This window comes from Faecalimicrobium dakarense (assembly GCF_000499525.1).
Lineage (GTDB): Bacteria > Bacillota > Clostridia > Peptostreptococcales > Peptostreptococcaceae > Faecalimicrobium > Faecalimicrobium dakarense.
Genome location: NZ_HG529275.1, coordinates 19237 through 31989, shown reverse-complemented (window position 1 = coordinate 31989; position 12753 = coordinate 19237). Strand labels below are relative to the sequence as shown.

The window sequence follows — 12753 nt, the reverse complement described above, 5'->3', positions numbered from 1 at the left end:
TATGGAAAAATTTATTTTTGCATTTATAATAGGTGGCTTAATTTGTGTTATTGGTCAACTTATAATGGATACTTTAAAGATTACCCCTGCACACACAACTTGCACACTAGTTGTAATTGGTGCAATTTTAGGCGGACTTGGTCTATATGATCCTTTGGTTAAGTTCGCAGGTGCGGGAGCATTTGTACCTATAAGTAGCTTTGGAAATGCCCTTGTAACGGCGGCTATAACTGATGCTGAGCAAACGGGTTTTATAGGAATATTTACTGGTGTTTTAAAGACAGTAAGTGCAGGAGTTTCTGCAGCAATAATATTTGGATTTATTTCTGCCATAATATTTAAACCAAAAGGTTAAGTATATAAAAAAATAGTCTACATCATTTATGATACAGTTTACCTGTACAAACTAAAATAACCCACACAACACATTTCTGTATTGCCGTGGGTTTTATAATGAAATCGAACCGCATCTAGCTCCTATATATTATTATTTTTTAGGTCTTAAATCTAATTGGCTTAGGTGCTTTTTTATTTAACAGCATCTTCTGACTTTAAAGATATATTTTTAGTATAAGTGTCACTTCCATCTACATGTACCTTTATTCTTCTATCTTTAGTAAGATACGCTATATAATTTATCATTTTTAATAATTATTCGTATTATATCCTTAAGAAGATAAAATTTTATCTAGTTCCTCAAAGCTACTATAACCTTGTGAAATTACTCTTCCTTTATCTCCATCAACTAATATAACTGTTGGAAAGCTTAATGCTCCCATTAATGCAACCATATTAAAAAATTCAGATGTTTCTTTTGTTAAGTCTTGTGATAAAAATTCCTTATTAAATAATTCTTTAGATATACCAAAACTTTCAGCTATTTCAGTATATATTTCTAAATTATTAGGGTCTTTACCTTCTATAAAAAAGGCTTCTTGAATTTTTTTAAGAAAATCAAAAATTATATCCTTTTTTAATCTTTGAATAAGTATTACTGCTTTTGCCCCTGGAAGGCTATCTAAAACCACATTATTGTTTCCTAATATATTTTTATTAAATCCTTCTCCAAACTTTTTACCTGTTAACTCTTCTATCTTTACATTATGTCCTTTTATATATTCACCTAAGCTATCATTTATGATTTTAACATTTTCACCTACCCACATTCCCCCAGGTAAAATACTAAAATCATAATCATCTTTATATTTTTCTTGTATTTTATTTATAACATCACTAAATCCATAGCACCACCCACACATAGTATCCATGATATAATATAGTTTTGTTTTCATAACTTCTTTCTTCTATATAAATTTAGTTTACTGTGATCTTTATTTAATAAATTTTATTATTTTTTAATTGTAACTGTAATGGTTACAACAAAATTAAAAAAAATAAATAAAATTCTATCTAGTTCTTTCTATTAATCCTTCAACAATATCTTTCATTGTAACGCTCTTTAGTACATCTTCCATTGCTTCTTGAGCTTTAACTAATATAATCTCTAATACAAATTGAATATTAGCACCTATAGGGCATTTTGGGTTTGGTTTTTCATGTATTTGAAAAAGCTGCCCTTCTTCAACTACATCAACTGCCTTATATATATCTAATAAAATAATATCTTCTATAGGCTTTAAAAGATATGCTCCTCCACTTCCCGAGTTAACATTAACCATACCAGCTTTTTTTAACATACCAGTAATTCTTCTAATAATTACCGGATTTGTATTTACACTGCTAGCAATCCATTCTGAAGTACATAAATTATGTTTTTCCATAGATAATATAGATAATATATGAACTGCTACAGAAAATCTACTGCTTATTTTCATACTTACAACCTCCTGTTGTAACTATTTTAATTACAACTGGAAAATTTGTCAAGTTATAAATTATCTTATATTATTCCCATAGCTTTTTTTCTATATTTTAGGTATAGTAAAACTAATAGTAGTGCCTTCTTTAAGTGATGATAAGCACTTAATAACACCACCATGACTTTCAACTATATACTTTGATATAGAAAGACCAAGCCCTGATCCTGATATGTTGGTGTTTCTATACTTTTCTCCTCTGTAAAATTTATTAAAAACAAAAGGTATATCACCAATACTAATTCCACTACCATAATCCTTAATATTTACAGTAATGCTATTTATATCATTATCTACCCAAACATCTATTATTTTTCCTAATTCTGAATACTTTATAGAATTCGAAATAATATTACTTATAACTTGATTCATCCTCTTCTCATCTATAGAAATTAAAGAGTTTGGTATATCTCCAATGATATTTAACTTCATATTCTTATTTGCCACATCAATAGACAAATCCATTAAAGTTTCAGTTAGATAATCATAAGAATACATTTCTTTTCTTTCAATTGTCATTTCATTTAACTCTGCCTTTGATTGTTCTAGTATATCATCTATTAACTTTGAAAGTTCCTTTGACTTTTTAATTATAATATTTGAGTATCTTTTTATACCTTCTTCATCATGGACAATACCATCTCTTATACCTTCAACATACCCTAGGATAGAAGAAAGAGGTGTTTTTAAATCATGAGAAATACATGCTAACAGCTCTTTTTCACTTTTCTTTAATCTTTCTTCCTTTTCTTTTGATACTATTATTTCATCTCTCATATCTTCAAAATCATGGCAAAACTCTCCTACTTCTCCATGATAATCATATCTTATTTTGCAATCATAGTTGCCACGAAGTATGTTTTTTGCACTTTTATGTAGCTCTTTTATCGGATTTATTATATCAACTTTTACAAATCTATTTATCATAAAGGTAAGAATTCCAATTAAAAATAAAAGTGTCCATAAAGGAATAAATTTTTCATACTTATCACCATTTTCTGTAACTGCTTTTGGTAAATCTATGATTATTGTTCCTTCTTGAACATTATTATTTACTAAAGGAGTACTATATCTAACTAACTCATTTGAATTATTACTTTTATTTCTTTTACTAAAGGAATTATCATAACCTATATCAGCTTCAAGGTTTACTTTATCTCCTTTTTTAAAATCTTTTAATATAGAGAAAATAACTTCTCCTCTTAAGTTTATAACACAATAGTCATAAAATGATTCTTCCATATAAAAGTTATTGTTTTTATACATTTCCTTAATCTTTTCTCTTTGAGTTGAAGTTTCTACTCTTAATAGGTTAGTCTTTCCTTCTTTCTTACTATCATCTTTTAATATTATAATGGAGTATATAAATGAGACTATAATAAAAAGACATATTAATCCTGTAAATATACTGATTTTCTTACCAATATAATTATCTTTTACTCTAATATTTCCCACTTATATCCTACTCCCCATATTGTTTTAATTGATTTTTCTCCGTATTCTCCAAGCTTTTCTCTTATTCTTTTAACGTATACAGCTATAGTGTTTTCGTCCATATACTCACTATATCCCCATACATTTTCGTACACTTGAGATTTTGAGAATACTTGAGATGGATTGGATGTGAAGAAATCTAATATTTGAAATTCCTTAGAAGTAAATGATACTTCATTTCCATTTAACATAGCCTTGTATCCTTTTGAATCTATTATTAAATCTCCAAATTGTTTTATATCTGATTTCTTATCGCTTGAAAATGAAGTGTACCTTCTTATATGTGCCTTAACCCTTGCTACTAATTCCATAGGAGAAAAGGGCTTTGTCATATAGTCGTCTGCTCCTACTCCTAATGTTAAAATTTTATCCATTTCTCCACTTTTTGCCGATAGCATAAGTATTGGCGTTTTCGATATTGTTCTAATTCTTTTGCAAACTTCAACACCATCTAAAAGTGGGAGCATAATGTCTAAAATAATGAGTTTTATCATAGGATCATAAGCCAATTCTAATCCTTTTAAACCATCATTAGCTATTACTACTTCAAATCCATTTATTTCTAAATAATCTTTTATTAAATTTCCTAAATCAATGTCATCTTCAATTACTAAAATTTTATCACTCACTTTTTCCACCCCCACTTTGATTATATCATTACCAGCCTCTTTCTCTTATAAATTCAAATATTTTTTCTTCTCTACCTTCTAAATCTTTTTCATTGAACTTTCCAAGATCTAAATCTCCATCAATTCTTCCGTCTTTTAAGTAAATTAATCTACTTGCTCTTGATGCTGCCTTTAAATCATGAGTTACCATTACTATTGATTGACCTTCATTATTTAACTCTGTAAGAATATCAAGTACCTTTTTACCGGTTGAAGAGTTAAGTGCTCCTGTTGGTTCATCTCCAAAGATTACCTTTGGATTGTTTATTAAAGATCTTGCAATTGCAACTCTTTGCTGTTGTCCTCCTGATATTTCTGAAGGATATTTATTTTCTATATCTTTTAATTCTAATCTATTTATTAACTCATCTGCCTTTTTATTTACACTTTTCTTATCCTTATTATTTAGAAAACCTGTGTAAGTAATATTTTCTTTTACAGTTAAGTCATGAAGTAGGTTTATACTCTGGAATACAAATGATATATCTTTATTTCTAATACTAGTTGCTTCTTTTTCACTTAAATTGGTTATATCCTTGCCTAAAAGCTCTACACTACCTGAACTTGGATTATCCATAGTACTTATAGAATATAAAAGTGTTGATTTTCCAGAACCAGAACTTCCCATTATTACAGTAAAATCACCTTCATATATATCTAAATTTATATTTTTTAACACATTGTTTGCTGTTTTACCTAAAATAAATGATTTGCAAAGTCCTCTTGCTTTTATAATGCTTTCCATAACCTTTCCTCCTATTCTTCCATAAGCTCTATTGTGGATATATTTTTTATACTAAGCATTGATATTATTGTTGTTAAAATAGTTATTGTTGCAATAACTATTATTGTAATTGAAACTAAATTATATGGAATCATTAATCCATCTAGTCCTGACATAGCTACCTTAAATATACTCTTTGATATAGCTAAATTTAATGTAAACCCAACTAGTGATGATATAGCTGTAAGTATAATAACTCTATATAGAGTTCTATTTATAATGTATTTATTTGAAAATCCTAGGGATTTCATAATAGCATTATTTCTTCTGTTATCAGCATTGTTCATCATTATAAGATTTACTATATTTAAAACACTAAATATCAGTATCCCACAAAGAATAACCTTAGTTACTGGAGTAATAGTCTCAACAACTGATTTAGCAGTTTGAATAATTAAACTAGGCGCTATGTCTATGCTTGCTACTTCATACTTTTCCTTATAGTCTTTTTTAACACTTTCATAATCATTTTTATTTTTTAAAGTTACATTAAGATTTAAGTTAACAAGACTATTTCTCAAATCATTAGGCACTATGTCTAAAGTCATTCTCATAGAATAGTTATTTGACATCATACTTGTATAGCTTCCTGTTATTAGTAATGGCTTTTCTTCACCTAATACTTTTACATTTATATAATCTCCAACATCTAAGTTAGCATCTTTTAATATTTGGTCTGTTAGAGCAATCTCATTTTTCGATTTTGGATTTCTTCCTTCTTTAATTGATACATTAAAGTCTTCATCATTATCATAATTGTCTACTAATGTAGTAATGGCTTGAGCATTTTTTATATTATATTTAGCTATGTCTAAGTATACAACCTTACCTACATCAAATGAACATTCTCTTACTCCTAATATCCTAGAGTCTTTTTTTAGTTCTTCTAATGCTTTACTATAAGACTCATCTCCTGTTGGGAAATCCAGTGCCATATCTCCTTGAATTGTTCCAAATACATTCCATGAATTATAGGCTACATTTTCCATTGAGTAATTTCCACTAACTATAAAAGCTGATAAATACATTACAAGAGAAAGTACAGTTCCCATAATTAAGTTTTGCTTTTTATATTTGAAAATATCATTTATAGCCATAGTAAATGGTACTGAAGCATCTTTAATAACTGACTTTTTAAACTTTTCCTTAGATGAAGTTACTCCCACTCTAAATGCTTCTACTGGTTTTATCTTATTTATTCTTCTAAGTAGTAAGTATATATTTAATATTAATATCAAACTCATTATAGATATTGTTAAGAATATAAATGGAAGGTTATTTACATTACCTTCATATATACCAATATACTTAACTGATAGCTTTACCATGTAGTTTACAAAACCTATACTTAGAAAACTTCCAATTGTAATAGCTAAAACACCAACTATTCCATAGCTTTTTAAGTATATATTTCTTATTTGCTTTGAAGTAAATCCTAGAGATTTATATACTCCTATGGATTTATACTCCTTTAGTATGTTGTTCCATAAAACAAATCTTATTATTACTATTGATATGATAAATATTAAAAGTGCCGTGCTCATTCCTATTCCACCGGTAATCATACTTGTAGAATTTGCTACAAAATTAATTACCCACTTATCGTACATTACACCCTCAAATGAATCTCCTAGGTAAGTACTTAATTCTTTAGTTGCATCATCTTCTTCTTTTGATGAGTTATATCCAATAAACTCAGATTTTACAAGATTGTTAAAGTTCTTATAATCATCTTTGTTTATATATAAATTAGTAGCTCCAACCATTGAGTTTGGAATTAAAGACTCATTTACTAGTGCTGATATTGTTAAAGACTTATAATCATTGCCATCTTTTATTCTTAATTTATCTCCTATTTTTAAGTTCTTAGAATCTGCTATTAAATTAGGTACCCACACAGTTCCCTTGCTTGGTTTAGATTTTTTTTCACCTTCTGTTATTACTACATCCCAAGGATGTTTTTTATTATCCTCAAAAGTTAGCAAACTTGCCATACTTAAATCAAGGTTTTTACTTCCTAAAAATACTTGCCTATCTACTATTAAGCAACTTGAATATCTTACATCCTTTTCATTAGGTTCTTTTTCTTTTATAAAGTCTTCTATTTTTGAAATTATATCTTTGTTGTATGTTTGAACTACAATATCTTTTATATTTTCTCCTTTGTAATATTCATTTGTATATTTTTCAACTGTACTTGTAAGGCTTATAGATATTGCAAATATCGATGATGACACCATTAAAATAATGGCTACCAAAATAAATTGAATCTTTTTTTGTTTGATTTTCTTTTTCCACATTTTCATCTCCTCCTTACTTTATATAGTACAGATTAATTGTTAATATATTTTTTTCAAATTCTTAATGAATTCTTACATTTTTATTTAACACTAAATTATTTTTATTGTAAATTAATTTTTTAATTATTTCTATTAGTTTAATTATTAAAAATAAAAAAGCACTCAATCTTATAAAGATTAGTGCTTTTTTACATACATTTTTATCCCTTACTTATTGTATAGTTCTTTATAACTTACTCTAAGAAAAGTATTTTTATTTATCAATTTCCTTTTCTAATACTGGAATATAAATCTCCATAACAGTATCTTTTCTTGAGTGGCATCTTTCATCATAAAACTCAAAATCCATTTTACTTTCATCATATATATATTTACTATCTTTAAACCACTCTTCAAATATATATTTCCAAGTTTCCTTTATTATATTAACAAACTCCTTTTGTTCTAAATCATTTGTAGTATCTACTGGTAAAGTTGTAAATACTGCGTAAGTCGCTTCAGGTACATCTACTGTCATCATATCATCTGTAACACATTCAAAATCATCAACTATTACCCCAAGAAGATATATAGTTTCTCCATTTTCATTGTTAGATGGTATGCACAATCCAACTTCACCATGCTTTTTAGGTTCTAAACCTTTATACATTTTACTTTCTAAATTTTCCCCATTATAATTACTCCAAAATGAAGCAACATCTTTAGTGTAATTTCCATTAGAAATATTAGTCTTTATACCATATCCTGCAACTTTAAATGCAGGTTTTTTTACAATAACAGGATTCATAATATAACCTCCAATTTTATATATTGATTCTTTAGAGTAATAGCCTTCCATACGCTTTATATATTGTGTTGGGCTAAATCCATACTCTTTTTTAAACGCTTTTGAAAATCCATTATGTGTATCAAATCCATACTCCAAAGCTATATCTATTATTTTGTATCCCTCAAATAGCCTTGTAGTTGCAAGTGATAACCGTCTTTTCTTTACATACTCCATCAAACTTATACCTTGATGAACATTAAACATTCTACAAAAATGAAAAGTTGAATATCCACATTCACTAGCTATTAATTCTGGGGTCAAATCGCTTTTTATATTTTCTTCAATAAATTCAATACATTGTGATATCACTTTACTATAATTCAATTTATATCCCTACTTTCATCACGTGATAATTAAAGTATATCAACTAAATTAACGTTATATTGTTCCTAAATTGCTAAGTAATAAAAAAAGATTTAGCTTAATTTAATAAGCTAAATCTTTTACATTAAATTATATTAAATTATATCTTTCTAATAATTCCTCAACTATAGTTCCTGAAATTTCTTTCATAGCTGATTTTAATTTAACTCTAGTTGCTAATGGTAGTTTAACATCTGTTAATTTTTTACCATCCATCATCTTAGAAGTTGAATCAAGCAACACTCTAATATCATAGCAAGAACCAAATACTTCAGGAACTCCACGGTCAATATCAAGTAATGTATATACAGATTCCATAGCTGTTCTTACAGAATACTCTGTTGTAAATACAGTATCACGAACAGTATCTGCAAATTGACCTATAAATGCAAAGTTAACACATTTCTCTGGTACTACTTTTGGTCTATCTCCAGATGTTCTCGGCATAAAGAATGAAGTAATATATGGCATCATACAAGGAATACAACGAGCAGAATTCTTTGCCATATCAGGAATTTGATCTACTGGAACTCCTAAATGATACAGCCATTCTTGAGTGATTTCATAACCCGTACACTCTCTCATTGGTTTTTTATAAAATCTCCATCTACATCAGTAAATAATCCATAAACCCATACAACAAGTTGATTATCTGGTTGCTCTTTAAAGTGTGGTTGTCTATTTAAAGTATAACTCATTAACCAAGATGAGTCTTTAGCTGTAATAATACCTCCTGTAACAACTTTTCCACTAAATGGATTACGTTTACATACTTTTTCTATATATGGAGGAATTCTGTTATCTAAAGTAGTTACAGTAGCAGATTCCCAATTAGTTTTATTTATATTAGTACAGAATTTATCAGGTCTACCAAAAGAAGGATCTTGTGCTGCTATATTTCTCCAGAGTCTCCAACAACCTCCTTCACTAGTGTTTAAAGCTGGTGCATGATTATCATCACCTAAAGTTGAATTTTCTGTACAGCTACCATTTGTAACAAATACTAAATCATCTTCTACTAAATCAATAGTTTCTTCTTTTCCATCTTTGGTACAAATAATTTGTTTTGCTACTTTTTTATCTTCTGTTATTTCAAAAATTACATTGGTAACAGTTGTATTATACTGAAAGTCAACGCCATTAGACTCTAGATATTTAATCATTGGTAAAATCAATGATTCATATTGGTTGTATTTTGTAAATTTTAAAGCTGAAAAATCAGGAAGTCCACCAATATGATGAATAAATCTTTGAATATAAAGCTTCATTTCAAGTGCACTATGCCACTCTTCAAAAGCAAACATAGTTCTCCAATATAGCCAGAAGTTTGATTCAAAGAATTCTTCTGTAAATACATCTTCAATTTTTTTATCATATAAATCTTCATCTCTTGTCATAAATAATTTTACTATTTCCATAGATGCTTTATCTGTTAATGTAAACTTTCCGTCTGTGTGAGCATCTTCTCCACGGTTAACTGTAGCTCTCATTAAAGAATAATTTGGATCTTTTTTATTTAACCAATAATATTCATCTAATACAGAAACTCCTTCAGTCTCTATTGAAGGTATTGATCTAAATAAATCCCATAAGCATTCAAAATGATTTTCCATTTCACGCCCACCACGAATAATAAATCCTTTTTGAGGGTCATTAATTCCATCACAAGCACCACCTGCTATATCCATTTCTTCTAAGATATGAATGTGTTCGCCTTTCATTTGTCCATCACGAACTAAAAAGCATGCAGCAGATAAAGATGCTAAACCAGCTCCAACTATGTATGCTGATTTTCTATCTACACCTTCAGGCTTTTGTGGACGTGCAAATGCTTCATAATTCCCATTACTATAATACATGTAAAATCATCCCCTATACTTTAAAGCTTAGTTATTATAAAAGCTTTAGTAATTTATTTATTAATATCATATTCCGATTTAATACTTTCTTATATAGACAATGTTTAAACTATGTAAAAATTTTAAGCATAACTATAAATGTGTAAAAAAATTAGACAAATAATAATATTTGTCTAATTTATATTTTCTATTTATTTTTATAATATCTCTATTTATCTGTCCTATATTGCTCTAAAGCCTGTTCAATGTTTCCACAAATCAATGTATTCAATCTACTAATAATATCTGCCGGCTTTTCTTTCATTCCTTTTTTAATCCAATCAAGCAAAAGCCCTACAAATGCATACTTATAAAAATCTGCGATAAATTCTTTATCCTTTTCCCTAACCGGTATACCTTTTGCCTTTTCTTCTACTACTCCCATTAAAAGCAAATGTGTTTCATTATATAAGTAACGTTCTAGATATTCTCTACTTACAGAATTGAATGTATTTAATACAAAAGATTTATTCTCTAATATATAGTCAAATATTTGTGTGAATCCCTGTTGCCAAGTGTCATATGTCTTTTTACCGTCCAAAGCTCTTGTTGCTTCATTTGTATAAACCCACTCTAGTAAATCATAAATATCCTTGAAATGATAATAAAATGTCTGTCTATTTACTTCACAATCTTCTGTGATGTCTATAACTTTTATTTTTTCTAACGGTTTTTGTGCTAGCATTTTTTTCAGCGAAGCAGCAAATGATTTTTTAGTCATTTGAGACATATGTATCCCCCCATTACTTTAAAAATATCTTCTTTGACTCAACTATTACAATAATATTATTATATCATATTTTCCAATATGGTATTATGCGCTAACCTATAGATTCACCTATAAAATATCCTAGCGTAAAAATAACTTAGGTTGACTTTGTTAAAATTCTATTGTAGTATAGGGAATATGCTTAATCAAATTGACTATGTTGCTTTTATTATTAAATATATAAAATTCGTAAAATAGAATAATAGTTATAATAAACTATCTATCATATAAAAATATAAGTATAATAAACAGGAGGAAAAGAAAATGGCAACAACTTTATTTATAAAAGCAAGCAATCGTCCGCTAAATCAGACTATAAGTGTGAAATTATATGAGACTATTTTAGCAAACTATATATTTATAAAATAATATTTTTTTATTTTAAATTATCAGAAAATTTTTTTAAAAGAAACGAAATATAAATATTATTCATTATAAAATTTAAAATCATATTAAGGAGGAATAAATTTATGTTGCAATTTTCAAGCGAATTAGAAATGATAACACTAAATTTAGACATAATTCAAAGCATCGCATTTACTACCATTGTGCTTTTAATAGGATCTTTTATAAAAAATAAAATTTATGTATTAAATAAGTACTGTATACCAGCTCCAGTTGTAGGAGGGTTTTCTTTTGCAATAATAGCATTTATATTAAGGCAAACAGGAATAATTACTATAATATTTGATACAACTTTACAAAATATATTAATGACAGCCTTCTTTACAACAGTTGGATTTACTGCAAGTCTGCAAGTTTTAAAGAAAGGCGGAACACAAGTAATTAAGTTTTTAATTGTAGCAGTAATGTTGGTATTAGCTCAAAATATAGTAGGCATTTTATCTGCTAAGGCAATAGGTGTAGACCCACTACTAGGATTGATTGCAGGTTCTGTTTCTATGACAGGCGGCCATGGAGCTTCTGGTGCATTTGGACCTCTTATGGAAGCAAATGGACTCGAAGGTGCTCTTAGTATAGCTATGGCTTGTGCTACATTCGGATTAGTATCTGGAAGTATTATAGGTGGTCCTCTTGCAAATAGATTAGTTCAAAAATATAAACTTCAACCAGAGGAAATAAAAATAAAAGAAGAGATAATGTCAACAGATACATATGAAGAAGTATCATGTGATGAGATATCATATGATGAGATATCTATAGGAAAACTTTCAGAAAGTAAATTAACAAGTTCAGTTATGCAAATAATAATAGCTATGGGACTTGGTACTATAGTATCAAGCTTATTTTCAGGCATAGGTATAACAATGCCATCTTATATAGGTGCTATGATAGTAGCTGCTATTATGAGAAATATTTCAGATTCAAAAGGAATATGGCCAATAGCGAGCAATGAATTAGAAAGCTTAGGTTCAATATGTTTATCATTATTTTTATCAATGGCTATGTGTAGCTTAAAGTTATGGGAGCTTGTAGACCTAGCTATACCTATATTAATACTACTAACTTTACAAACATTATTAATGATACTGTTTGCTTCCTTTATTACATTTAGAGTTATGGGAAAAGATTATACAGCAGCAGTACTTGCATCAGGGCACTGTGGATTTGGTATGGGAGCTACTCCAAATGGAATAGCAAATATGGAATCTGTAGCTTCTAAATATGGTCCAGCCCCTAGTGCATTCTTCATATTACCACTAGTTGGAGCATTATTTATAGAATTTTTCAACTCAGCAGTTATAACAACCTTTATGAATCTATTGTAAATATATAAAAACTCACGATAATAACTATCGTGAGTTTAGTT

At 28.2% G+C, this 12753-nt stretch carries 10 protein-coding genes and 1 pseudogene; 2 read left to right on the top strand and 9 right to left on the bottom strand.

What is annotated here, in order from left to right; genetic code table 11:
* Position 1 precedes the first annotated feature (1 nt).
* Positions 2-355, top strand: a complete 354-nt coding sequence (gene spoVAE / locus BN899_RS05305) for a stage V sporulation protein AE (protein ID WP_042273498.1) — start codon at positions 2-4, stop codon at positions 353-355.
* Between the two features lie 313 nt (positions 356-668).
* Here spoVAE and BN899_RS05300 read toward each other — a convergent pair whose 3' ends face one another.
* The 9 genes and pseudogenes from BN899_RS05300 to BN899_RS05260 all read right to left on the bottom strand — a co-directional run bounded on the left by BN899_RS05300 (position 669) and on the right by BN899_RS05260 (position 10943).
* Positions 669-1292 carry a DsbA family protein gene (locus BN899_RS05300; protein ID WP_042273497.1) on the bottom strand — a complete coding sequence of 208 codons (624 nt, stop codon included), beginning with the start codon at positions 1290-1292 and terminating at the stop codon, positions 669-671.
* Positions 1293-1406: 114 nt separating this feature from the next.
* Positions 1407-1835, bottom strand: a complete 429-nt coding sequence (locus BN899_RS05295) for an Rrf2 family transcriptional regulator (protein WP_042273496.1) — start codon at positions 1833-1835, stop codon at positions 1407-1409.
* Between the two features lie 90 nt (positions 1836-1925).
* Positions 1926-3332, bottom strand: coding sequence for a HAMP domain-containing sensor histidine kinase (locus BN899_RS05290; protein ID WP_042273494.1), 1407 nt, complete (start codon positions 3330-3332; stop codon positions 1926-1928).
* A complete protein-coding gene (locus BN899_RS05285) occupies positions 3314-4000 on the bottom strand; it encodes a response regulator transcription factor (RefSeq protein ID WP_042273493.1) in 687 nt (228 codons plus the stop codon). Before BN899_RS05285 ends, BN899_RS05290 begins: the two co-directional genes overlap by 19 nt.
* Before the next feature lie 28 nt (positions 4001-4028).
* A complete protein-coding gene (locus tag BN899_RS05280; protein ID WP_042273492.1) occupies positions 4029-4784 on the bottom strand; it encodes an ABC transporter ATP-binding protein in 756 nt (251 codons plus the stop codon).
* Positions 4785-4795: 11 nt separating this feature from the next.
* The gene (locus BN899_RS05275) at positions 4796-7123 is read right to left on the bottom strand and encodes an FtsX-like permease family protein (protein ID WP_042273491.1); all 2328 of its coding nucleotides are present in this window, start codon (positions 7121-7123) and stop codon (positions 4796-4798) included.
* Positions 7124-7376: 253 nt separating this feature from the next.
* Positions 7377-8276: an AraC family transcriptional regulator gene (locus BN899_RS05270; protein ID WP_042273490.1), complete on the bottom strand. Its 900-nt coding sequence runs from the start codon at positions 8274-8276 to the stop codon at positions 7377-7379.
* A 129-nt stretch (positions 8277-8405) separates the two neighbouring features.
* Positions 8406-10174: pseudogene (locus BN899_RS05265) on the bottom strand (oleate hydratase).
* Positions 10175-10382: 208 nt separating this feature from the next.
* Positions 10383-10943 carry a TetR-like C-terminal domain-containing protein gene (locus BN899_RS05260; RefSeq protein ID WP_042273489.1) on the bottom strand — a complete coding sequence of 187 codons (561 nt, stop codon included), beginning with the start codon at positions 10941-10943 and terminating at the stop codon, positions 10383-10385.
* Between the two features lie 509 nt (positions 10944-11452).
* Here BN899_RS05260 and gltS point away from each other — a divergent pair.
* Positions 11453-12712 carry a sodium/glutamate symporter gene (gene gltS, locus BN899_RS05255; RefSeq protein WP_330362455.1) on the top strand — a complete coding sequence of 420 codons (1260 nt, stop codon included), beginning with the start codon at positions 11453-11455 and terminating at the stop codon, positions 12710-12712.
* Positions 12713-12753: the final 41 nt, after the last annotated feature.